Origin of the sequence: Bacillus sp. FSL K6-1338 (assembly GCF_038006965.1) — a bacterium.
GTDB classification, from domain to species: Bacteria; Bacillota; Bacilli; order Bacillales; family Bacillaceae_G; genus Bacillus_A; species Bacillus_A thuringiensis_S.
Genome location: NZ_JBBOWI010000001.1, coordinates 3013414 through 3036241, shown reverse-complemented (window position 1 = coordinate 3036241; position 22828 = coordinate 3013414). Strand labels below are relative to the sequence as shown.

Below are 22828 nucleotides of genomic sequence, written 5' to 3'. Positions count from 1 at the left end.
ACAAAAGATGTGTGATTGGTATGGAAAAGGAAAATTTGTTCAAATGGAAGCATTATCACATACCCATCAACTTAAGAAATTGATTGTTCCCCAAAACGAAAAAATGAGCTGAATTCTCATAAATAATTGTAAAAAGGTGAAAATTTCGTTATGGGGGGTATCACAAAAGCTTAGGTTGATGGCAATGGGGTACCGCCACATCGCTATCAAGCTAAGACCATAAAACGTTAATTATAATAGAGGTTGTTTCTTTTTTTTAAAAGCTACGTGTAGGGAATTTAAAGATTTGCATACGAAATAAACCCTAATGGGTTTCAATTTTTTGATTTAAGCCGCTTGATTATCAAACATGGTACAATTGTAAATGACACCTAATATATCAAAGACTGTTTTCTTCTCATATCGATGAGATTTTCTCCCGTTTTGCTGTAGGAGGTTGAACAGGCGAATTAAAATCTTTGATAGCTCTTGGGTGTCTTTCTGTATAGCTTGGAAAATAAGAAGAAAGTAATCTTTAATCATATATATGGCCTTATATTCACTCAGTTCTCGTTTCTTTTTCATAAGAAGCAATTGTCGCATTTGAAACATGGTAGAAGAACAAAGTAAAATGGCAATCAGTTGCCCATACAAATGGCATTCTAATCGTTCTCGTTTTATCTTTTTACAATGATGAATATGAAAGAATGATTTCCACGTTTTAAATAAAAGCTCGATTTGCCAACGTAAAGAATACCAATCATGTACTTGTCCCATCGGGACAATATCTATAGAGGTATTTGTCATATATACATTGATACCGCTAAGTCGTTTACTACGAGCAGAATACTTCATTCCTTTCTTTTTTTCTCTTACAGTTTGATCGTGTAATCGTTTTTGTTGTTGTTCTTTTGTTAGTCGATGAACAATCACACGAGTCGGCACTTTATCAGTCATTCCTACATAAGCGTCAGCTATTTCACATGTTTGTCCTGGTTGAAGAGAGCTCATTAAACCCTCCATATCTATTTGAATATACTCTGTACCTTTCTTAATTCTTCCATCTTGAAAATAATCAGGATTGGGATTTTTTTGATAAATACGTGTATTCGACTTGATACGAGAGATATAGTAAGCCTTTTGGTCTTGTATATGTTTAAGATCTTTCAAATGAAAATACCCTAAATCTCGGATACATAAATCATTCGCTGTCACAGTTGGAACACGCAGGGAACCGTAGGTTCGATCATGTTGTTTACCTGGACCTGTATGGATATGCAGGAACTGGCCACTTAATAGATCATACTCTAGCTGAATCTTCACCCCCGCTGTATGGCTGTATCCTCCTGCACCTGGATAAACAAATGAAAAGGGATCTGGAAGTTGAAATGCAGTTGAATCTAAAATACGAATACGCTTGAAAACAGAAATATATGGAGAAGGAATAGGTATAGATGAGGCCAATTTTTGGTTTAGTAGTTTAGATAATATGTGTTGTAAAAATTGGACAGCCGCTTTATTAAATCGTTGATTCAGTCCCTCAGGACTGATGAGCACTTCTGTCGATGCTTCTAAACAGCTAGATAACTGGGTTGAAGAAGTTGTAGCGACATTTTGACTCATCCATACACATAAAGCGACTAAATCTTTTGCTTGGTATTTACTAGTTCTTTGTACAAAATCAACATCTCTAGCAAGATCTCGTAAGATATTTGGAGATAAGAATTTTTGAATTTCTTGAGCAAATAGTTGTAATTCATCAGATACAGAAATAGACATACAAAAACGCCATCCTTTCCTATGATTCTACAGAAAGAATAGCGTATTTTTTCATTTTATGGGGTATTTTGTTTTGGTATCTTGATAGCGATGGGGTGGACTCCCTTTTTAACATAAGGGTAATTTATGTCGTGTTTAGCAATTATTCATTACATAATGCAAATGATTGTTTACATTTTGTTAGTAATCATTTACAATTACAGTAATTGTAAATGAGGAAAGGGGAATTATGATACTAGAAAACAGAGTTAGAGAATTACGAGCACGATTTAGATGGACTCAGCAAGACTTGGCCGATGCAATTGGGGTCACAAGGCAGACAATTGGATTAATAGAAAAAGGTGATTATTCTCCATCTGTCACTATGGCGTTAAAATTAGCTGCTGTATTTCAAGTTACCGTAGAAGAGGTTTTTTATTTAAAGGGAGAGGAACGATTATGATAAAACAGGTTTTAAGATCTCCACTTATAGGGGCCAGTATATTTGTGTTGATTATTGCATTTTTACTATTTTCTCTTATGAATACACAAGTCATTTTAGCTAAGTTATGTTTCGGGATTTTAGTGACGGTTACTTTTTTATGGCTCATTCTCACAAGGATTTATAACCGAAAGAATCCTCATGATAAGATTAGGCTATTTGGTTTTATACCATCCGAATTTCGTGAAATAGATGAAGGGCAGCAGTGGGTAACCTATAAGGCTTGCCGAAATGTGTATATTTACTATAGCATTGCGCTTCCAGTAACGGCAGGGATTTGCTTTCTCTTTTCTCAACATAATTTTGTTCCATTATTGTGCATTGGTTTACTAGGTGCAGGTCAATATATTGTCTATTGGTTAACCACTATTTTTATTTTAAATCGTATTTAACAAAGGGGATGAAACAATATGGTGGAGTGGGCTCAAAATGCGGGGGCATTATGGCAATATGTAGTGTTATTTCTTTTAGCATTTGCCCCATGGATGGATGTATCAATTGTTGTACCACTTGGTATCGCATGGGGATTACAACCATTTGCAGTAGGAGTAACAGCATTTGCAGGAAATCTTATCTTGGTTCTATTACTCGGTTTTTTCTTTAAACAGTATGCAAAATGGCAAGCAGCAAGAAAACAAAAAAAAGGTATAACAACACCTTCTAAAAAAGAAACCCGATCAAGAAAAATATGGGATCGATATGGTATTCCAGGTTTGGCTCTTCTAGCTCCAATTCTCGTAGGAACTGATATTGCAGCCGTATTAGCTTTAACATTTGGATCTAACCGGACACACGTCATAAGTTGGATGACGGTCAGTCTAGCAGTATGGACAGTCATTTTTACAGTTGCTGCGATGTATGGACTTAGCTTTTTAAATATTATTTAGGATATCATAGTGATTTTAGGTAATCTAAAATCGTTCACTACCTAAAAATTATGGAGTGATGAAGTGAGTTCATATGATATTAGGAGAAAAGCTTTGACCAAAAACATTTGAACACTCAACTAGCTGTACGATATGGTCATAGTACCGTAATTCACGAACCTATATGGATAGAGACACATTGCTATCAAACTAATATTTTGAAGCATCCTCAAAATAAAAAATGAGCATTTTGTTACAAGTTAGTACAAAATTTCGTTCTGGGGGGTACTATAAAATTTTAGCTTGATGGGCATGGGGCACTTCAAAATATTAGCTTGATGGGCATGGGGTCCCGCCCCACAACCATCAACTTAAGGATTTAGACTATTTTTGAGATTAAAAGCACGTTACTATTCTCTTATGTTAATGAGAAAGGGTGACGTGCTTTTTATGAATATGCACCAAAAACAAGAGTTATCTTTATTTGCCGAAGAGTTATATCGATTTTTCTCATTTGGGGGTATTTGTTTTTCTTAGATTGACGGTAATGGGGCACTACTCTATAATAATCAAATTAAAAGTTAAATAGTTATAGAGACTCCATTACTAGGAAATATTGTAACTATTAAGTTGTAAAAAGAACCGTAGTTTTTCATTTTTGAAAAGGCGATGGTCCTTTTTACTTGTAGCAAAGATATAATGGGAGAAATTTTTTCTAAATCAAAAAACTTGATTAATAAGTTGCATAATAAACTCACTAGCGTATATACTATAAACATCAAAAAAAGTTGATGAAGGGAAGTGAACTACAGTGGCACAAGATTTTCAGCTCTATGAGAAAAAATTTAAAGCGTTGGCGGACCAGAAACGTCTAGAAATCATGTATGAACTTTGTCAGCGAGGACAGACGTGTGTATGTGATTTAACCGAAGTTTTTGAAATGACGCAATCTAAGTTGTCCTATCATTTAAAGATTTTATTAGATGCAGGTTTAATTGTAAAAGAAACAAAAGGTACGTGGAGTTATTATGATTTGAATGATGCGGAAGTGAATAATTTATTATCAGAAGAATTGTGTTGTATCTTTAGAAAAACAGGAAAAGGTAGTTGTTGTTAAAATTTTGTACTATTAATCAAAAAAAATTGATTAATGACATATAAAGAGGAGGAATAAGGTATGAGATATGTTCACGTCGGTATAAACGTTACGAATTTAGAGAAATCTATTGAATTTTATGAAAAGGTATTTGGTGTATTACCAGTTAAAGTTAAATCAGATTATGCAAAATTTCTATTAGAGACGCCAGGACTTAATTTCACGCTAAACGTACGAGATGAAGTGAATGGAAATCAAGTAAATCACTTTGGTTTCCAAGTGGATACAGCTGAAGAAATTACATTACATAAAGAGCGATTAGAAAAAGAAGGTTTCTTTGCGCGTGATGAGATGGATACGACTTGTTGTTATGCAGTGCAAGATAAGTTTTGGGTAACGGATCCCGATGGTAATGAGTGGGAGTTCTTTTATACAAAAGCTGATAGTGATGTTCACAAAATAGAAGATTCATCTTGTTGCATGACTTCAAATGAGGTAGCTAAAAATTCTTGTTGTTAATAGGAGATGGAAAATAAAATGAAACGTTTATCTTTTCTAGATCGATATTTAACACTATGGATTTTTCTAGCTATGGCAGTTGGAATTGGTTTAGGGTTTGTGTTTCCTAGTGTAGTAGATGGACTGAATACATTACAAGTTGGAACGACGTCTATTCCGCTTGCTGCTGGTTTAATTGTCATGATGTATCCACCATTAGCAAAGGTTCGTTACGAGGAAATGGGCCGAGTATTTAAAGACGTAAAAGTATTGGTTTTATCTTTAGTACAAAACTGGATTATTGGACCTGTACTTATGTTTGTTTTAGCAATTATTTTTCTTCCTGATAAGCCAGAATACATGGTCGGGCTCATTATGATTGGTTTAGCACGTTGTATTGCAATGGTAATTGTTTGGAACGACCTTGCTGATGGGGATAAAGAGTATGCGGCAGGTTTAGTGGCTTTTAACTCAGTATTCCAAATGTTATTCTTCTCCGTTTATGCATACGTGTTTGTAACAGTCATTCCAGAATGGTTAGGAATTGAAGGTGCTATTGTCGATATTACAATGATAGAAGTAGCGAAATCCGTATTTATCTATTTGGGAATTCCTTTTATAGCAGGTATGTTGACACGCTTTGTACTCGTTAAGTTAAAAGGAAGACAGTGGTATGAAAAGGTGTTTATACCGAAAATTAGTCCACTTACATTACTTGCATTACTATTTACAATCATCATCATGTTCTCCTTAAAAGGGGAGATGATTGTTAGCGTGCCACTAGATGTGGTAAGAATAGCGATTCCGTTACTCATTTATTTTATTGTAATGTTTTTTGTATCTTTCTTTATGGGAAGAAAAATTGGTGCAAACTATCCGGTGACGACAACGTTAGCATTTACAGCAGGTAGTAATAACTTTGAGTTAGCGATTGCTGTAGCAGTTGGTGTGTTTGGTATTCATTCGGGCGCAGCATTTGCAGCTGTTATCGGGCCGTTAGTGGAAGTACCTGTAATGATTGCACTTGTAAACGTCGCTTTTTGGTTTAAGCGTAAATATTTTAATGATCAACCAGTATAATTTAAAAACAAAGGTGGAAAACAACATGGAAAACAAAAAGACAATCTATTTCTTATGCACAGGAAATTCATGCCGAAGCCAAATGGCAGAAGCGTGGGGCAAACAATTTTTAGAAGATAAGTGGAATGTGTATTCTGCAGGAATCGAAGCACATGGAGTAAATCCGAACGCAATTAAAGCAATGAACGAAGTAAATATCGACATAACAAATCAAACATCAGATATAATTGATGCAACCATTTTAAATAGTGCTGATTTAGTCGTTACGCTTTGTAGTCATGCAGATGCTGTCTGTCCATCTACTCCGCCGCATGTGAATCGTGTTCACTGGGGATTTGATGATCCAGCAGGAAAAGAGTGGTCTGAATTTCAACGTGTTCGCGATGAAATTGGTGAACGTATAAAGCGATTTTCTGAAACAGGGGAGTAAAGTAAAGAGTCAATCTTCTATTTTATAGGGATTGGCTCTTTTTATTATCTACTTCTTTGGTTTAAAACAACTATTAAAACGAATAGAGAATATTCTGTCATGGTGGTAAAGTTAGTATAGAGCAGTTTCAGGGGGGATAACATATGATTTCTGAATTAAACAAGGATGATTTTTATAAATGTAACCGTTTAGTAAATGAAAAAGGGCAATTGGAGGTAAAGGCTGTAATTGCAAGAGTGAATCCTGGTCGTATATTTGTAGATAACATTTATTGTCCTAATTTACGATTCAAAAAAGAAACAATATGGGGTGTCCGAAAATGAAAATACAAATTGTATTGTTTGATGGCTTCGGAGAACTTGTCTCTTTCGCGCCGTTTGAAGTACTGAAAAGAGCAATAGAAGAAGGGGCTCCGTTTACAGTTGAACTCGTATCAAGTGAACGAAAACAAGAAGTTACTACCTCGTTTGGAGTTACGGTTACACTACATGATTTTTTACGAATGGATAATCGCCCAGATTTGTTAATTGTACCTGGTGGTGGCTGGAATCATAAAGCTGAACATGGGGCACGAAAGCAAGCAGAGCTTGGAACACTGACAGAAACGATTAGAGAGATGCATAATGAAGGAACGATTGTTGCGGGAGTTTGTACAGGAGGTATGCTACTAGCAGCCTCAGGTATATTGAATGGTAAAAAGGCGACAATGCACCATTTGGCACAGGGTGAAATGAGTAAATATGGGGCAGAACTTCTTCATTACCGAATTGTAGATCAAGGCGATATTATTACTGCAAGAGGAGTTACTTCAGGAACTGATTTAGCTCTTTGGATTACGGAAAAGTTCGCAAGTTCTAAAATTGCAGCTGCTGTTGAATATAGAATGGAATATGAGAGGCGAGGTGTTGTTTGGAAGTAATTTAATTATATTTTTTGCTGCAGAGCGTATCAAATATTGTAAAAGAGAAAGAGCCAACTCATACGAGTAGGTTCTTTCATTTATATACTATATTGCTTATTTTTTCAAAGTAATATCTTTTTCAAAAAATCATAAAATAGATAATATATTTTGTTCCACATTGATAATTATTTTCATTATATATTTATAAATTAGTAAAATTTAGTTTACAAATTTTCATATAGCTTATATAATTTGACTCATATAAAAAAAGTTTCCTTAAGGAAACTTAAGCGCGGGTTTACATTCGCTTTATATTTTTTTGCTTAAAAGTTGCCTTTGTGCAAAATAATTATATACACGAAAAAAAGAAAGGGGAATGCATAAAAAATGTGTGAGGCTATAATTGTTAAAGATTTGTTTGTATCGTATCAAGGGAATCAAGTAGTTCAAAATGTCTCCTTCGATATTGAAAAAGGGAAGCTCGTTGGAATTATTGGTCCAAATGGAGCGGGGAAATCTACTTTAATGAAAGCTGTATTAGATTTAATCCCAAATGATAAGGGATATGTCCAAATTCTTGGAGAGGATATTCGAAGCGTTAGAAAGAGTGTTGCATATGTACCGCAAAGAAGTGATATAGATTGGGACTTTCCGATTACAGTTTTAGATGTCGTGCTAATTGGAACGTATCCATCTTTAGGTATGATGAAAAGACCGAAGAAAGAGCATCGGGATTGGGCGTTTGATTGCTTAAAAAAAGTCGGAATGGAAGAGTTTAAAAATCGCCAAATCGGTGAGTTGTCAGGTGGACAACAACAACGTGTCTTTTTGGCGAGAGCTTTAGCGCAAAAGGCGGAAATATTCTTCTTAGATGAGCCGTTTGTCGGAATTGATGTAACAAGTGAAGAGACAATCATTAAAATTCTTAGGGAACTACGTAAAGAAGGAAAAACGATTGTCGTTGTCCATCATGATTTAAGTAAAGCAGAATCGTATTTTGATAAATTACTATTAATGAATAAAAGCTTAATTCATTACGGAGAAGTACGCCAAGTATTAGAACCAACTGTTATGTCAAAAGCGTATGTGAATCAAGGAATATTGTTTAATAATGCAGCGGAGGTACATTCATCATGAAGATTGTAGAATTTATAGATGCATTAACGCAGTATAGTTTTCTGCAGAAGGCGTTATTAACTTCCGTTATGGTAGGAATTATCTGTGGTGTCATTGGATGTTTTATTATTTTACGAGGTATGGCATTAATGGGTGATGCCATTTCACATGCTGTTCTTCCAGGAGTAGCGCTTTCTTATATGATTGGAATGAACTATTTTATAGGAGCGGTTTTAACAGGTGTTATTACTGCAGTAGGAATCGGATTTGTAAGTCAAAATAGTCGTATTAAACATGATATGGCGATAGGAATTATGTTTACATCTGTTTTCGCTGTAGGGATTATTTTAATTACCTTTATGAAGAGTAGTTCTGATTTGTATCATATTTTATTCGGGAATGTCTTATCGGTTCGTTCTTCTGATATGTGGATGACACTGATTATTGGAGTGGTCATTATTGGTCTTGTAATGTTGTTTTACAAAGAATTACTCGTATCCACGTTTGATCCAACGATGGCGCAAAGCTATGGATTACCGAATAAATGGATTCATTATGGCTTAATGATTCTCCTTACAATGGTTACAGTAGCTTCACTTCAAACTGTTGGAATTATTCTAGTCGTTGCGATGCTTATTACACCAGCGGCTACAGCGTATTTATTAACAAACCGTTTATGGGTCATGATTTATTTAGCAGCAGGCATTGGTGCGCTTTCATCTGTAGTAGGGTTATATTTTAGTTTCTCTTATAATCTTGCTTCAGGTGCAACAATTGTTCTTGTCGCAACATTCTTGTTCGGATTGGCATTCTTTTTCTCACCGTCACAAGGTTTGTTTTGGAGAGCTATCAAAATTAGAAAAAATAGAGCAGAGTTGTCATAATTGATTGGAGGATAATGATGAAATTTAAAAATGTTGTATTATCGGTAATTTGTATTTTTGTATTTGCATTAACAGCGTGTTCGAGTAACACAAATGGAAAAGAAGAGGGTAATGGAAAATTAAAAGTTGTAACTACATACTCCATTATATATGATATGGTGAAGCAAATTGGTGGAGATAAAGTTGAGATTCATAGTCTTGTTCCAATCGGAGCTAACCCGCATGAATATGATCCACTACCAAAAGATGTTATGAAAATGACAGATGCAGATATGGTATTTTACAATGGGCTAAACCTAGAAGAAGGTGGAGCGTGGTTTAAAAAGCTATTAAAAACGGCAAATAAATCAGCGAAAGATGCACCGGTTTATAAAGTAAGTGAAGGTGTAGAAGCTATTTACTTAGAAACAAAAGGATTAGAAAAAGAACCAGACCCACATGCTTGGATGAATATTAAAAATGGTATTTTATACGCTGAAAATGTGAAGCAGGCATTAATTAAAGAAGATCCTAAAAATAAAGAGTTCTATACTAAAAATGCTGATGAGTATGTAGCAGAACTTCAAAAGTTACACGATGAGACAGTAAACAGAATTCATCAAATTCCTGAAGAAAAACGTTTCTTAATCTCTAGCGAAGGTGCTTTTAAATACTTTGGAAAAGCATATGACATTAAGACGGGATACATTTGGGAAATTAACTCAGAGAATCAAGGTACGCCAGATCAAATTAGAGATGTTGTAAGTTTAATTCAAACAAACAAAGTGCCAGCTTTATTTGTTGAAACAAGTGTAGATCGACGTAGTATGGAAACTGTTTCAAAAGAAACAAACGTGCCAATTGCAGGGACAATTTTTACAGACTCACTAGGTAAATCAGGTGAGGATGGAGATACTTACTTAAAAATGATGAAATGGAATATAGATACCATTATTAATGGGCTACAAAAGTAGGATTTATCTGTTTTTCAATGTAGCGTAACTATTGAATTTTTATAAAATAAGAGATGAAAGAGCTAGCTCATATGAGTTGGCTCTTTTATTTATCCCAATATTTGCGGGCGGATAAGATTTCCTCCTTAAAAATTCAGCGAATGGGAGGGAGGGCTGCCCGTAAAATCCCACTGAATATGTACTAATAATCAGTGGGGGTGACAAAACTTCTACTAATTAAAGTTTCATTTTATAATTTTTACTTTATTAAAAGTAGATTTGTTAGAAAGGATAATCATTTATTGATATAATGAATGGATGCGAAGCAGGAAATAGATAGAAAGATACTGCTAGTAATTTATACTTAAAATGTAGGGAGATTGAACAGAGTTATGGGGACAGAAAAAGAAATTAGTTCCGCTAAATTAATATGGAAGATGACGCGCCCACATACATTAACGGCGACGTTTTCTCCTGTAATTTTAGGGACAGTGGCATCACTTTATGTTGCCAAAATTGATTGGCTGTTATTTATTGCGATGATGGTTGCATGTTTAGCATTGCAAATAGCAACTAACTTATTTAATGAGTACTATGATTTTAAACGTGGATTAGATACCGCTGAATCCGTTGGCATCGGTGGCGGAATTGTCCGTCATGGATTGAAGCCAAAAAATGTGTTAACAGTTGCACTTTTATTATATGTCGTAGCAGCTTTTATTGGCATTTATATTTGTATGAATAGTAGTTGGTGGTTAGTGGTTATTGGTTTAATTGGAATGGCGGTTGGCTATTTATATACAGGTGGTCCATTACCAATTGCGTACACTCCGTTTGGAGAATTAGTTTCTGGATTGTTAATGGGGACATGTTTTGTACTTATTGCTTTCTTTATTCAAACAAATACGATAACGATTGAAAGTGTATTGATTTCCATTCCAATTGGGATTTTAGTCGGTGCAATCAATATGTCAAATAACATCCGAGATATAGAAGAAGATATTAAAGGTGGAAGAAAGACATTAGTAATCCTCCTTGGGAGAGAAAAAGCCATAGTAACACTAGCGGTAGCCTTTTTCATTGCGTATTTATGGATTGCCGTAATTGTATTAATGGGTTATATAAGCCCTTGGGCATTAGTTATGTTCCTAGGTTTGAGAAAGCCAATCTCTGCTATTCAAAGTTTCCAAAAAGGAGCAAAGGACCCTGGGTATATGCGCATCGCAATGAAATCAACAGCAATGACAAATACGATTTTTGGCTTCTTATTATCGGCAGGATTATTAATTAGTTATCTGTTTTAGATAAAAAATCTTGTTAAATAACTTAACCCCAATTTCTCAATTTTAATATGGAGAAATTGGGGTTTTTATTTTGACTTTGTTTAATGCTAAAAACAGTTTCATTTGAAATATAAATACCAATAAATTGCAACTTCATCATTTTCAATATCTAAACCTTTATAAACAAGAAAATCAAACCCACCAATTACAAATCCACATTTTTCATAAAATTTACATGCTGCGACATTATTATTTTGCGTTTCAAGCATGATCCCGGGCATGTTGCCTTCTTTTGCCCATCGCTTTGCCTGATCAACCAATCTTTTACCAACTCCGAGTGTACGATGTTTTTTATCCACCGTTATATCTTCTATGTAAGCATAGTGATTCCAATTCTTTTTCAATACCATTAATCCAATGATTTGGTTATGTAACAGTGCTATGTAAATGACTTGATTAGGTTTATTTATATATTCATTGTAAGCCAGTTCTTCATTATCATCTTGATTTTGTAAATAACTTTTTTCATAACTTGGAACGTCTTCTACTGTATATTCTATGCGTCTATTTACTTTGGAAAGAGAAAGAATTAACCGAGCATTCACTATAAAACTGTCATCGATCTTCGGGAAATTGTCTAAATCATTTGTTTCTAACTCTCTAATTAAAAGATTCATCGGAGCACCTCCACATAATAATATTTCTTCTAGTTCTTTATTTGATTCAAATGAATTCCAATTACAAAATTATAATAGAATTTCAATAGTATGGCTAACTCAGTATTTTATCTTTATAACAGCATACTATTATCTTGATATAAAAATTTTGTTTAGAAAGAGTAGTATTTTTTATTTTGGATGTATATCCAGTTTTCAAATTTAACTGTATTAGAGAAAATAATATTTTTCTAAAGAGTGGATGCAGTACGCTATTCTTTAACTAATTTCGACATTATCTGCATTTTATCTTCACCTTCCTCTATTAATCTATTTATTGTAAATATCAACTGGAGTTAATGCTTAGCTGTATAAATAATGAATATGAAAATTAGTAGGGAAAGGATCGAAACATAATGAAAGAATCACAAAATAAGAAAAAAATAAATGTAGGAACTAAGGCAATACTATCTCTAGGGGTTGTTTTAGCAACGACCTTTTTCACCTTCTTTTTAATTGGGAAATGGAACTCTATCCCAGCGAAGGGAGTAGCTAATGAAAGTAGTAATCAAGTTAATACGCAACAACAAGAAAAGAAAAAGGAAACACCACCAGCAAAACAGAAAAGACCTGATGGAAAACCGGTAGGAAAGGTTGTTTATTTAACATTCGATGACGGTCCTAGCGAATTAACTGGGAAATTTTTAGATGTACTAAAAGAGCAACATGTTGCTTCGACATTTTTTATGCAAGGTAGCAATTTACAGAATACCGCTTTTCAGGAAAACGTAAAGCGAGCGGTAAAAGAAGGACATTATATTGGTGCTCATAGTATGACACATAATAGTGATAAGTTATACAAAAAAGGACAATTTGTACCGGAGATGAAAGAAACGTTAGCTCTTATCCATAATATTACGGGTACAACTCCTAAACTAGTTCGTCCGCCATATGGATCTGCACCAGGATTAAAGGGCGAGGAAATTCGTAACCAAATTGTAGAAGCAGGAATAAAAGTTTGGGATTGGACGATAGATTCAAATGATTGGAAATTAAAAGGTAATCCACAGCAAATTATAGAGAATGTAAAGCGTACAACAACAGAAGATGTGGAAGTAGTTCTAATGCATGAAAAACCACAAACATTACAAGCGCTTCCTGAAATTATTAAATTTTATAAGGAAAAAGGATATGAATTCGGGGTATACAATGAAGCGGATCATTTTCAACTAAACTTCCAGAAAGATCAACGTCTATAGTATAAACATAATTATCTTAAAAAGGTGTTTTCCATTACTAAATCAATAACTAAGCCAAAAGTTGATTTCTTATTTTATAAAGAAATCGGCTTTTTCGTTTGTATATTACGTTACAAGAGTTTTCTTATTTTCTCCGGAATGTCCTTTTTAGAAATGTATGCAACAGAGTCTTTATAGTAAGAGTATTATGTTGGAGATAATCAAAAAAACGTATATTGCAATATAAAAATTCACTTTAATACTAAAGGATACATGACAACGATTCCTATAAATTCTTCTCAATAATTGAAAATAAAATCAATCCAGATTATTATATTGTTATTGTAATTACATTTTATTGAAGGAGGATACAAAGATGAAAAACTCAAAAGGCTCTATTGAATCAGAGATAAGCAAAGCAATTACTCACTGGGAAAAGGACTACCTAGGACGCGGGTCTATATCCGTTAAGACAGATATATTACGGGATATGATTATCGTAAATTTACAAGGTGTTTTAACGCCGGCTGAATATAGTGTTTGCGAAACAAAAGACGGTATGCTAACGATAAAGAAGAATCGTTCGGAGCTAGTTGAATCTGGAATTGATGATCTGAAAGAGATTATACTAGAATTAACTGGAGAGAAAGTGAAAAGCTTTCATACGGATATAAGCTCCCGTACAGGCGAACGAGTAATGATTTTTAAATTGCTTCATAATCTTGAGGAGAAATTTTAAAAATACCTTAAGGTTAGTGGAAGGATTAAGAAACCTACAAGTTTTGCACTTTATTAACAGGCTAATAATTAAAAACTTGAAGTTATTTAGGTATAATAAATCTTAATTCTAATAACTCTTAAAAAACGGATAAAGAAATTGACAAACTGCTTAATATGGTTTATATTATAATTGTTTTAAAAAATTGATAGATGCTCATTTTAACAGTTTGCTATAATTAAGGCTTTAGCATTTTTTTAATATGTAATATTGACTAAATGAAAAAGTTTCTTAATTAAAAGATAGCGTATAACATAAATTGATATATTGATTGCATAATCTAGGAGATCAGAAATATACATTTCTTTTTAACAGGAGTAATACATACATTATTATCCTCTATAAAATGGGAGCTCTTCAAAAAACTTTATTGAAGTTAGTTGAAGGGAAACCGACAATCTCCATAATTCAATGATGATATAAAATCATTGAATTATGGAAGTTGTCGGTTTTTTTTATGGGAAAAAACGATGCACTAAAAAGAGTGAATGAAAATTGAAATTTAAAAAATCATCTTAATTAAAAGGAATTTTTATAGGTTATTTTCGCTTAGAAGGGAGTATTTAACATGTTAATTTCGCTGAGTTCATCAACACTGTTAACATTATTTTTTATGGCGCTTAGTGCTTCTTGGCTAAGTGGATTATTGTTTTTACATGCAAGGATACCTTTACGTTTTGTTCATATCCATATTGGTATCGCTGCTTTGCCTTCATTGATTTCTTTACTCGCACTTGTTAATAACAATGGAGATAGAGTTGTGGGGCCTTGGCATCTAGATACTTTAGCTTGGTTAATGGCTTTCTTTGTTCTTACAATTGGTTTAATCATTCAGCGTTTTTCTGTACGTTACTTAATGGGAGACCGCTCATATCGAAAATACTTTTTACTTTTTACATTTACTACAGGTGTATCTTCGGTTGCATGGTTAAGTGATGATCTTCGTTTAATGATCATTTGTTGGGGAGCAACGCTTATAGGATTGGTTCTACTCATAGGGCTAAATAAAGGTTGGAAAGTAGTTAGTGAAGCAACTAAAATCTCTGGCTATTTATTTACAATAAGTTGGATTGCGTTGCTATCAGCTATCATTTGGTTGTTTCAAGGCACTGGACAGTGGCAGTTAACGTCAGTTTTAACGAATGAAAATGTAGCGCTACATGGAACATTGGAGAGAACAGGAATTAACTTATTAATTATATTAGCGGTGATGATTCCAGCAGCACAATGGCCTTTTCAAAGATGGTTAATTGAGTCAGCTGTAGCTCCAACTCCTGTTTCTGCTATTATGCATGCGGGTTTAGTAAATGCTGGCGGTATCATGTTAACTAGATTTTCAACTCTTTTTCATGATGATATTGCACAAATAATTTTACTAATTTTCTCTAGTATTTCTGTCTTAATAGGTACAGGAATTAGTTTAGTCCAAGTTGATTATAAACGTCAGCTAGTAGGTTCAACTATTGCACAAATGGGATTTATGCTTATTCAATGTGCATTAGGCGCCTATTTAGCGGCTGTTATTCATTTAATTTTACATGGTTTGTTTAAAGCTACACTGTTTTTACAAGCTGGTTCTTCAGTAGAACGTTTTGGGGTAGTGAAGCAGTCTAATGAAAAGATGTCCAATTTATGGATTATGGTCGGACGTGTTTTAGGATTATTTATAGCAATTACTTTCTGGTTTATGACTTCTGGAGAGGGGTATCAACTAGTTAGTGCGTTAATCTTAGGCTGGTCACTATACTTTTCATGGAAACAGCTTGTTGTTTTTGGAGAGGGAAGAATGGGACGAATTGCTGGCGTAATTGTTTTGATTGGATTTTCTCTCATTTACTTTACCGTTCATAATTCTCTTTACAAATGGTTGCATACTGACATGTATCAAAGTGTTCAACCTTCAGCTCCAGCCGTTATCTTTGTTATATGTATTTTACTATTTAGTAGTGTTATTAGTACTTTCGTTACTCGTAATCAATCTTCTACTTTATTCGCTGTACTTTATCTTTGGTTAGTTCGAGTAGGTGAGGCGAGAAGAAAGTCAGTAGAAAGTCACCCAAGCTATCTGAAACATTATGTATCAAAGGGAGGTAATTCGTGATGAGCATACCGTCAATATTAAAGAAAGATACAAACATTGATATGCAAGAAAATACTATAAATGATTTAGTTGCATCTGCTAGCCGTGTTATTGCGCCACTTTGGCCTATCTCTACGTTTGCAGCTCATCACCCTTGGATGGGACTTGAAAAGCAATCATTTGAACAAGTCGCAAATTGGTTAAAAGAAGCTCGTAATGTGGATATTTATCCTAGTGCCTCCATGATTCATTCGGCAAAAGCGAAAGGTGAGATTGAGGAATCATTTTTACAAATGAGTTTGTCTCGTTGGCTGGATTCACAATCTTTTAATATTCCGCGAGAGAAAGCAGAGCGATTTTGCCAAGCAGCTTTAAAGTTAGAAAAATTACCTTCTAGTTTATTATCATCGACAGAATTAAATAAATTGGCAGAAGAAATGATATATATAAATACAACAAGTATGAAAGCCTCTGTTATGCAGCCAATAAGTTCGCTTATAGAAAATCGAAATAGTGAAAACCTATCTGATATTCTTAATTATCATATCATTAAATGGTGTAAATTATATCTTGATGACTCCGGATCAAGTTGGACGATGCCAAATCGAGAGAAAGGTTTTTATCGTGCATGGCAACACCTTATTACATTTGATCCAGCGCTCAGTAAAAATGAGCGTAAAGTTTTAAAAGATTGGCCACAAGATGCCCAAGTAGCTTTAGCGAGAGCATTATCTGAACTAGGAATTTCTGAATCTAACATACAAGCTTACCTTGAAGGGCACTTACTTTCTTTGCCTGGGTGGGCAGGAATGATACGATGGCGTTCACAACAATCAATTCAGGAACAGGAACTCCTAATAGAATATTTAGCAGTTCGAATTTCTATGGAGCTGGCTATTACAAAGCCTTATTTACCTTTAAAAAATCAAAAGGTTGAGAAAAAAGTTGCAATCGTCCCGCTTATAGCTTCTTGGATCTATTGGGGGAATATTTCAACACGGGAATGGTTACAAATGCCTGCTGCTGAACAAAGTGAATTATTAGTATTCGCTTATCGTTTTGATGAAAATATTCGTAGGAAACTTTGGCTGGAAGCTTGGGAACAGACGCATGCAGAGCAATTAAGGAAGAAGATTGCTTCTAAACAACGTGCAACTAATGATAAAAAGCGTGTATTAGCTCAATTAGCATTCTGTATTGATGTACGTTCAGAACCGTTTCGTCGCCACCTTGAAAAATTAGGTCCGTTTGAAACATTTGGAATAGCTGGTTTCTTTGGATTACCAATTGCAACTAGTGAACTAGGTAGTAATAACAACCATCCTTCTTTGCCAGTTATACTCAAACCGAAACATCAAATAAAAGAGCTCACAAATGAAAATGAACTTAAATCTTATGAGCAACGTAAGAGGGTAGGCAGTTCGGTACGTTATACATTTAAAACGATGAAACAGAACGTACTGACGAGTATGGCGCTACCTGAGTTAAGTGGTCCTTTATTTGGTCTACAAATGGTGACAAGAAGCTTTGTCCCAAGAGGAGTTGGTGCTTTCATTCGTAACCTTCGTAAAACTATGTTACAAAAACCTGATACAACATTCTCACTTAATCATGTTCATGACACAAAGGGCGAGATACCTATCGGTTTTACGAAAGAAGAAAAAGTGAACTATGTGCGTCAAGCTTTAAAAATGGTGGGACTGACAGAAAAATTTGCTCCTTTAGTTGTAATGTGCGGACATAGTAGTCAAAGTACGAACAATCCTTATGCTGCAGCACTTGAGTGTGGTGCTTGTGGCGGAGCAGCAGGGGGATTCAATGCAAGAGTTTTTGCTACTTTATGTAATCTTCCAGAAGTAAGAGAGGCATTGGCTGCTGAAGGTATTAAAATTCCTGAGGACACCATTTTTGCAGCAGCTGAACATAAAACAACAGTGGACGAATTGGAATGGATTTACGTCCCGGAACTTTCGGAAGCTGCGCAAGAAGCATTTGATTGTATCGAGTCGATTATGCCAAATGTGAGCCAACATGCAAATAGAGAGCGTTTAACGCAATTACCAAATTTTAAAACGAAAATAAAAAATCCGAGTAAAGAGGCACATCGATTTGCAGAAGATTGGAGTGAAATACGTCCAGAATGGGGATTAGCTCGTAATGCATCTTTTATTATCGGGCAACGAGAATTAACTCAAGATTGTGACTTAGAAGGTAGGGCGTTCCTCCATAATTATGATTGGAAACAGGATGAAAGTGGCGATATATTAGCTAACATTATTGCAGGACCAGGAACAGTAGCTCAGTGGATAAATTTACAATATTACGCTTCAACTGTAGCACCTCATTATTATGGTAGTGGAAACAAAACAACCCAAACTGTAACGGCAGGTCTCGGTGTTATGCAAGGGAATGCAAGTGACCTGTTGCCAGGCTTACCTTGGCAATCGGTTATGCAGTCAGATAGTGAGACGTATCATTCACCACTTCGTTTACTAATTGTCATTCAAGCACCTATTGAATATATAGAACGTTTGTTAAATAATGATTTCACATTTCGAGAAAAAGTTCAAAATGGATGGGTTAGACTTGCAAGTGTTGATCCAGAGGGACGCTGGAAAAACTGGTAACAATTATTATTGTTACTAGCTTAAAAGTTTCATAAATACAATAATGAAGAAGGAGTGCTCCATATGAATTCAAAGAATAAAAAAGTTTTATTATTAACAGACATTGAACACGGAATAGAGCCTAGTATCCAACAAGTAACTAACATTCACCAAGAAAACATGTTGACTATACACAGCTATGATTCTGTAATTGTACATCCTTATGGAGATATAATGAGATCTATTATTATTGCTATTTATCAAGAAAATGTTAAAGAAATTTTTGTTGTCGGAATAGAGGATAAAGAAACGTCTTCAGTTAATCTACAAACTCAACGTGATTTCATAAAAGATAATATAGAATTAGACTATCTCTTTAAAAATTGCATGCCTGAATTTTCAAGTGGTAGCCTCGATGAATGGCTAAGTGGAAAAGAAAATGTTAGTGAAAATATTGAGAAGAGTATAGATATGATTTGTCATCATCCACTAGTACCGTCTGATGTTAAAGTTCATGGTTTCAAGATTGATAGAATAGGGGAAAAAGAAACGGTTGTTAAAATTCCTACTAATAAAATAGTTGAAAAAGTTAACTAATTTATTAAAGACAAATAAATTCTTATGTATAAATTGCTGTTGTATAATAAATTTTATTATGTTTTAAGAATCAGAAGAGGTAGCCATGCAAAACAAAATTATCGTTATGTTTCAAAAAGATTTTCGTTTATATGATAACCCAGCTCTATTTGAGGCTGTTCAGTCCGGGGAGGTTCTTCCGGTATATGTACAAGATGAAACTTTTTCAATAGGAAGTGCGGCAAAGTGGTGGTTACACCATGCTGTAATAGATGTAAAGAAGCAACTTGAGGCATTGGGCTCTACTTTAATAATTCGTAAAGGACGTACGGAGGAAGAAATACTTTCTCTCATAGAACAATTAGATATAACGGCTGTATATTGGAATATTTGCTATGATCCGGACAGATTACAATCTAATCAAAAAATGAAAATGATGTTAGAAGATAAAGGTATTATTTGTAAGGAATTTAATTCGCATTTATTATTAGAACCGTGGATTATAAAAAAGAAGGACAACACTGAATATAAGGTGTTTACGCCTTTTTACAATGCATTTCAAAAGCAGGTAATACCTAAACCTATTAGCAAAGTGCAGAGTATAAAATGGGGAAGCTCTTTACCAGCAAGCTTATCTGTTTCAGAATTACACTTGCTGCCAACTATACCGTGGACATCTCATATTGAATCAATATGGGAGCCTACAGAGGAAGGGGCATACAAAACATTCAAGAAATTTTTCTCTAGCAAATTAGCCTCTTATAGTGAAGGAAGAGATTTTCCAAATCAAAATGCTCATTCGATGTTGGCGCCATATCTTTCATTTGGCCAAATATCAGTGAAGTTAATGTATCATTACTTAATAAATAAAAGTACCGAAAGACAATGTAGTCTTTTTGAAAAACAAGTGAATAGTTTTATACGCCAATTAATTTGGCGAGAGTTTTCTTATTATTTGCTATATCACTATCCGTTTACAGTATATAAACCTCTTAATAAAAACTTTGAACATTTTCCGTGGAATAAGGAAGAGGAGTTATTAAGAGTATGGCAAAAAGGTGAAACTGGTTATCCGTTTATTGACGCGGGAATGCGGGAGCTTTGGAAAACAGGTTTTATGCATAATCGGACAAGAATGGCTGTAGCCTCTTTTCTTGTAAAGCATTTGTTAATTCCGTGGCAAGAAGGAGCAAAATGGTTTATGGATACACTACTAGATGCTGATATTGCAAATAATACAATGGGATGGCAATGGGTTGCTGGAAGTGGAGCAGATGCATCACCGTACTTTCGTATTTTTAATCCTATCACACAAGGAGAAAAGTTTGATAAAAATGGAGAGTATATAAGAAAATGGGTACCAGAATTAAGAGATATACCGAATAAGTATATACATAAACCTTGGGAAGCACCTGAGCATATTTTACAAAAGGCCAATATAAAGCTTGGTAATACATATCCTTTGCCAGTCGTTGATCATAAGGCAGCAAGAGAGAGAGCACTGTGTGCATATAAAAGTATGAAAGAGTTCGTATAAAATAGATTAAACGATATGTATTTGAAATTTAAATATTAGAAATTTATCCATTACAAGGGCATACTAATCATATAAAGTTTCTATAATCTTCTAGTAAAAAGGAGAATGTTTATGAAAAAATCTAGTATTATAGTATTTTTACTAACATATGGTTTGTTTTATGTTTCTAGTGTTTTATTCCCTATTGATCGTACTTGGTATGATGCGTTAGAAAAGCCGTCTTGGACACCTCCTGGTATGACAATCGGAATGATATGGGCTGTATTATTTGGACTTATTGCATTATCAGTTGCAATTATTTACAACAACTATGGATTCAAGCCAAAAACATTTTGGTTTGTATTCCTTTTAAATTATATGTGCAATCAAGCGTTCAGCTACTTTCAATTCAGTCAAAAAAATTTGTTTTTAGCAACAGTAGACTGTTTACTAGTCGCTATTACTACGTTACTTCTCATTATGTTTTCTTCCAATTTATCTAAAGTATCGACATGGTTGCTAATTCCATATTTTTTATGGTCTGCATTTGCTACATATTTATCTTGGACAATTTATAGTATAAATTAAAGACGTAAATGAAAACTTGAGCACAATAAAAATGCTCGAGTTTTTATGTTTATTAATGATAATCTAAAGTATAGAATATATACATCTTAGGGAGGTCATACATATGAAGAAATGGATGAAAATTGTTCTGTACTCTTTACTTGGTATTTTACTTATAGGGAGTATTACTTTTTTTACTTGGTCCCAGTTTACTTACAAACCAACGAAAGAGGCTTTGTCGTTAGTGAATGATAAAAAAGATGAAGATAATATAGTTTTTGGACAGAAAGATGCTAAAATAGGGGTTGTTTTTTATCAAGGTGCTAAAGTAGAAGCTGAAGCTTATAGTTACTTAGGAGAAGCTCTTGCAAAAGATGGGTATTTTGTAGTAATGCCTAAGTTACCATTAAACTTAGCGATACTTGGAATCAATGCGGTAGATAGTGTAATTGAACAGTACCCTGAAGTTCAAAAATGGTACGTTGCTGGACATTCAATGGGCGGAGCTATGATTTCTAAGTATGCCTTTCAGAATGAAGACAAGGTAGATGGGATCATTTTCTTAGGCTCTTATCCTGCAGATGATTTCTCTACAAAATCGATTCCAATGTTATCTATTTATGGAGAAGTAGATGCTTTAGCAACTGTAGAAAAAATAGAGAACAATAAAAAGTTAATGTCAAAGAATACAACTATGCACATGATAAAAGGCGGAAACCATGCTCATTTTGGCATGTATGGTGAGCAAAAAGGTGATAATGCAAGCTTAATTACGTCAAAAGCACAACGGGATGAAACAGTTAAAGTAATTGAAGAATGGTTGTTAAAACAATGATAACGAACTTAATAAATCGATCGAAAGAATTCTCCAAACGGTAGATGGGAGCGATAATAAAGAGCCAACTCGTACGAATTGGCTCTTTTATTTCTTTGCTATCTCCAATTGTCCCCTTATTTTCTCTGGAATGTCCTTTTCAGAAATAATATCGTAGGAATAGACATACTTACCTTTCACATGAATTTTTAAGTAAATTTTTCTTGTAAAATCATTAGGCGTGTTCGTTCCAACTTTATATTCTTTTTCATTGCTTAATTCATCAACACCTTTTAGTGAGTACATAGCTCTTCCTTTATGATGATAATCTGGAACACCATATCCTTTCGCAACGGCATATACATTCTTTTCTTCAGCAATCGGATTAAATCTGTCTAAATCTCCGCGTAATATGAAAGGTAGTAAGTATATAGGGAGGCCTATTCCTAGTATGCAAATTACAAATTTCTTCATGATCGTTTCTCCTCTTGTTCATTTACATGATTCAGTATAGAAAAAAATTCTTATAAATATAGAGGGAAATTCCTTAAGGTTTTCTTAATAAAGTTTAACCGTGTGAAAAAAGACTAACTTGAGCAGTAAGCTTACGGAATGAATAGCCAAATAACCTGTTTTCTTTATTTTTTGAGGATAGGTTATTAGGTTTTATAT

The 22828-nt window shown here is 34.2% G+C and carries 23 protein-coding genes and 1 pseudogene; 21 read left to right on the top strand and 3 right to left on the bottom strand.

The features are described 5' to 3' along the window. Window positions 1-327 precede the first annotated feature (327 nt). Window positions 328-1758: an IS4 family transposase gene (locus NZ044_RS15610; protein ID WP_079245733.1), complete on the bottom strand. Its 1431-nt coding sequence runs from the start codon at window positions 1756-1758 to the stop codon at window positions 328-330. A gap of 229 nt (window positions 1759-1987) precedes the next feature. On the opposite strand from NZ044_RS15610, the gene NZ044_RS15605 reads away from it, so the two are divergent. The 13 genes and pseudogenes from NZ044_RS15605 (at window position 1988) to menA (ending at window position 11346) form a co-directional block, all read left to right on the top strand. Beyond that, complete coding sequence (locus NZ044_RS15605) at window positions 1988-2200, top strand: helix-turn-helix transcriptional regulator (RefSeq protein ID WP_000599740.1); 213 nt, start codon at window positions 1988-1990, stop codon at window positions 2198-2200. Beyond that, window positions 2197-2631, top strand: a complete 435-nt coding sequence (locus NZ044_RS15600) for a hypothetical protein (RefSeq protein WP_000595642.1) — start codon at window positions 2197-2199, stop codon at window positions 2629-2631. The genes NZ044_RS15605 and NZ044_RS15600 overlap by 4 nt, the downstream gene beginning before the upstream one ends. A gap of 18 nt (window positions 2632-2649) precedes the next feature. Next, the gene (locus tag NZ044_RS15595; protein ID WP_000230643.1) at window positions 2650-3126 is read left to right on the top strand and encodes a small multi-drug export protein; all 477 of its coding nucleotides are present in this window, start codon (window positions 2650-2652) and stop codon (window positions 3124-3126) included. A 790-nt stretch (window positions 3127-3916) separates the two neighbouring features. Next, a complete protein-coding gene (gene arsR / locus NZ044_RS15590; protein WP_000046018.1) occupies window positions 3917-4222 on the top strand; it encodes an arsenical resistance operon transcriptional regulator ArsR in 306 nt (101 codons plus the stop codon). A 60-nt stretch (window positions 4223-4282) separates the two neighbouring features. Next, window positions 4283-4720 carry an ArsI/CadI family heavy metal resistance metalloenzyme gene (locus NZ044_RS15585; protein WP_001271002.1) on the top strand — a complete coding sequence of 146 codons (438 nt, stop codon included), beginning with the start codon at window positions 4283-4285 and terminating at the stop codon, window positions 4718-4720. Between the two features lie 18 nt (window positions 4721-4738). Then, window positions 4739-5779 carry an ACR3 family arsenite efflux transporter gene (gene arsB / locus NZ044_RS15580; protein WP_000826537.1) on the top strand — a complete coding sequence of 347 codons (1041 nt, stop codon included), beginning with the start codon at window positions 4739-4741 and terminating at the stop codon, window positions 5777-5779. 25 nt (window positions 5780-5804) lie between these two features. After that, a complete protein-coding gene (gene arsC / locus NZ044_RS15575) occupies window positions 5805-6209 on the top strand; it encodes an arsenate reductase (thioredoxin) (protein WP_000428340.1) in 405 nt (134 codons plus the stop codon). A 143-nt stretch (window positions 6210-6352) separates the two neighbouring features. Further along, window positions 6353-6490: pseudogene (locus tag NZ044_RS15570) on the top strand (GNAT family acetyltransferase); the annotation flags it as partial. 38 nt (window positions 6491-6528) lie between these two features. Further along, on the top strand, window positions 6529-7128 hold the full coding sequence (locus NZ044_RS15565; protein ID WP_000701570.1) for a DJ-1/PfpI family protein: 600 nt from the start codon (window positions 6529-6531) through the stop codon (window positions 7126-7128). A gap of 369 nt (window positions 7129-7497) precedes the next feature. After that, window positions 7498-8247, top strand: coding sequence for a metal ABC transporter ATP-binding protein (locus tag NZ044_RS15560; RefSeq protein WP_016098685.1), 750 nt, complete (start codon window positions 7498-7500; stop codon window positions 8245-8247). Then, window positions 8244-9110: a metal ABC transporter permease gene (locus tag NZ044_RS15555; protein WP_000706183.1), complete on the top strand. Its 867-nt coding sequence runs from the start codon at window positions 8244-8246 to the stop codon at window positions 9108-9110. The genes NZ044_RS15560 and NZ044_RS15555 overlap by 4 nt, the downstream gene beginning before the upstream one ends. Window positions 9111-9127: 17 nt before the next feature. Further along, window positions 9128-10063: a manganese ABC transporter substrate-binding protein/adhesin MntA gene (gene mntA, locus NZ044_RS15550; RefSeq protein ID WP_000669597.1), complete on the top strand. Its 936-nt coding sequence runs from the start codon at window positions 9128-9130 to the stop codon at window positions 10061-10063. 371 nt (window positions 10064-10434) lie between these two features. Next, window positions 10435-11346, top strand: a complete 912-nt coding sequence (menA, locus tag NZ044_RS15545; protein ID WP_000536383.1) for a 1,4-dihydroxy-2-naphthoate polyprenyltransferase — start codon at window positions 10435-10437, stop codon at window positions 11344-11346. Between the two features lie 98 nt (window positions 11347-11444). On the opposite strand, the gene satA is transcribed toward menA, so the two are convergent. After that, window positions 11445-12002 (bottom strand): streptothricin N-acetyltransferase SatA, encoded by a 558-nt coding sequence (satA, locus tag NZ044_RS15540; RefSeq protein ID WP_016098684.1) that lies wholly within the window; start codon window positions 12000-12002, stop codon window positions 11445-11447. Between the two features lie 395 nt (window positions 12003-12397). Here satA and NZ044_RS15535 point away from each other — a divergent pair, with 395 nt between their 5' ends. The 8 genes from NZ044_RS15535 to NZ044_RS15500 all read left to right on the top strand — a co-directional run bounded on the left by NZ044_RS15535 (window position 12398) and on the right by NZ044_RS15500 (window position 22177). Beyond that, on the top strand, window positions 12398-13240 hold the full coding sequence (locus NZ044_RS15535; RefSeq protein ID WP_081144015.1) for a polysaccharide deacetylase family protein: 843 nt from the start codon (window positions 12398-12400) through the stop codon (window positions 13238-13240). 355 nt (window positions 13241-13595) lie between these two features. Next, complete coding sequence (locus NZ044_RS15530; RefSeq protein WP_016098682.1) at window positions 13596-13958, top strand: DUF2294 domain-containing protein; 363 nt, start codon at window positions 13596-13598, stop codon at window positions 13956-13958. A 607-nt stretch (window positions 13959-14565) separates the two neighbouring features. Further along, window positions 14566-16098, top strand: a complete 1533-nt coding sequence (locus tag NZ044_RS15525; protein WP_016098681.1) for an NADH dehydrogenase subunit 5 — start codon at window positions 14566-14568, stop codon at window positions 16096-16098. After that, window positions 16098-18704, top strand: a complete 2607-nt coding sequence (locus NZ044_RS15520) for a DUF2309 domain-containing protein (protein WP_086397093.1) — start codon at window positions 16098-16100, stop codon at window positions 18702-18704. The genes NZ044_RS15525 and NZ044_RS15520 overlap by 1 nt, the downstream gene beginning before the upstream one ends. Before the next feature lie 63 nt (window positions 18705-18767). Further along, complete coding sequence (locus NZ044_RS15515) at window positions 18768-19280, top strand: carbonic anhydrase (protein ID WP_086390639.1); 513 nt, start codon at window positions 18768-18770, stop codon at window positions 19278-19280. 85 nt (window positions 19281-19365) lie between these two features. Beyond that, the gene (locus tag NZ044_RS15510; protein WP_001179983.1) at window positions 19366-20796 is read left to right on the top strand and encodes a cryptochrome/photolyase family protein; all 1431 of its coding nucleotides are present in this window, start codon (window positions 19366-19368) and stop codon (window positions 20794-20796) included. 111 nt (window positions 20797-20907) lie between these two features. Continuing rightward, on the top strand, window positions 20908-21363 hold the full coding sequence (locus NZ044_RS15505; RefSeq protein ID WP_000749748.1) for a TspO/MBR family protein: 456 nt from the start codon (window positions 20908-20910) through the stop codon (window positions 21361-21363). Window positions 21364-21466: 103 nt separating this feature from the next. Next, complete coding sequence (locus NZ044_RS15500; protein WP_098506797.1) at window positions 21467-22177, top strand: alpha/beta hydrolase; 711 nt, start codon at window positions 21467-21469, stop codon at window positions 22175-22177. An 87-nt stretch (window positions 22178-22264) separates the two neighbouring features. Here the strand turns inward: NZ044_RS15500 and NZ044_RS15495 are convergent, their stop codons facing one another. Further along, entirely contained in the window at window positions 22265-22630 is a 366-nt protein-coding gene (locus tag NZ044_RS15495; RefSeq protein WP_000714889.1) for a YxeA family protein, read from the bottom strand. Window positions 22631-22828 lie beyond the last annotated feature (198 nt).

Excerpts from the sequence above, each read along its gene's own strand:
- NZ044_RS15610 (WP_079245733.1), bottom strand. The coding sequence starts at position 1,758 with ATGTCTATTTCTGTATCTGATGAATTACAACTATTTGCTCAAGAAATT.
- NZ044_RS15605 (WP_000599740.1), top strand. The coding sequence starts at position 1,988 with ATGATACTAGAAAACAGAGTTAGAGAATTACGAGCACGATTTAGATGG.
- NZ044_RS15600 (WP_000595642.1), top strand. The coding sequence starts at position 2,197 with ATGATAAAACAGGTTTTAAGATCTCCACTTATAGGGGCCAGTATATTT.
- NZ044_RS15595 (WP_000230643.1), top strand. The coding sequence starts at position 2,650 with ATGGTGGAGTGGGCTCAAAATGCGGGGGCATTATGGCAATATGTAGTG.
- NZ044_RS15585 (WP_001271002.1), top strand. The coding sequence starts at position 4,283 with ATGAGATATGTTCACGTCGGTATAAACGTTACGAATTTAGAGAAATCT.
- arsB (WP_000826537.1), top strand. The coding sequence starts at position 4,739 with ATGAAACGTTTATCTTTTCTAGATCGATATTTAACACTATGGATTTTT.
- arsC (WP_000428340.1), top strand. The coding sequence starts at position 5,805 with ATGGAAAACAAAAAGACAATCTATTTCTTATGCACAGGAAATTCATGC.
- NZ044_RS15565 (WP_000701570.1), top strand. The coding sequence starts at position 6,529 with ATGAAAATACAAATTGTATTGTTTGATGGCTTCGGAGAACTTGTCTCT.
- NZ044_RS15560 (WP_016098685.1), top strand. The coding sequence starts at position 7,498 with ATGTGTGAGGCTATAATTGTTAAAGATTTGTTTGTATCGTATCAAGGG.
- NZ044_RS15555 (WP_000706183.1), top strand. The coding sequence starts at position 8,244 with ATGAAGATTGTAGAATTTATAGATGCATTAACGCAGTATAGTTTTCTG.
- mntA (WP_000669597.1), top strand. The coding sequence starts at position 9,128 with ATGAAATTTAAAAATGTTGTATTATCGGTAATTTGTATTTTTGTATTT.
- menA (WP_000536383.1), top strand. The coding sequence starts at position 10,435 with ATGGGGACAGAAAAAGAAATTAGTTCCGCTAAATTAATATGGAAGATG.
- satA (WP_016098684.1), bottom strand. The coding sequence starts at position 12,002 with ATGAATCTTTTAATTAGAGAGTTAGAAACAAATGATTTAGACAATTTC.
- NZ044_RS15535 (WP_081144015.1), top strand. The coding sequence starts at position 12,398 with ATGAAAGAATCACAAAATAAGAAAAAAATAAATGTAGGAACTAAGGCA.
- NZ044_RS15530 (WP_016098682.1), top strand. The coding sequence starts at position 13,596 with ATGAAAAACTCAAAAGGCTCTATTGAATCAGAGATAAGCAAAGCAATT.
- NZ044_RS15525 (WP_016098681.1), top strand. The coding sequence starts at position 14,566 with ATGTTAATTTCGCTGAGTTCATCAACACTGTTAACATTATTTTTTATG.
- NZ044_RS15520 (WP_086397093.1), top strand. The coding sequence starts at position 16,098 with ATGAGCATACCGTCAATATTAAAGAAAGATACAAACATTGATATGCAA.
- NZ044_RS15515 (WP_086390639.1), top strand. The coding sequence starts at position 18,768 with ATGAATTCAAAGAATAAAAAAGTTTTATTATTAACAGACATTGAACAC.
- NZ044_RS15510 (WP_001179983.1), top strand. The coding sequence starts at position 19,366 with ATGCAAAACAAAATTATCGTTATGTTTCAAAAAGATTTTCGTTTATAT.
- NZ044_RS15505 (WP_000749748.1), top strand. The coding sequence starts at position 20,908 with ATGAAAAAATCTAGTATTATAGTATTTTTACTAACATATGGTTTGTTT.
- NZ044_RS15500 (WP_098506797.1), top strand. The coding sequence starts at position 21,467 with ATGAAGAAATGGATGAAAATTGTTCTGTACTCTTTACTTGGTATTTTA.
- NZ044_RS15495 (WP_000714889.1), bottom strand. The coding sequence starts at position 22,630 with ATGAAGAAATTTGTAATTTGCATACTAGGAATAGGCCTCCCTATATAC.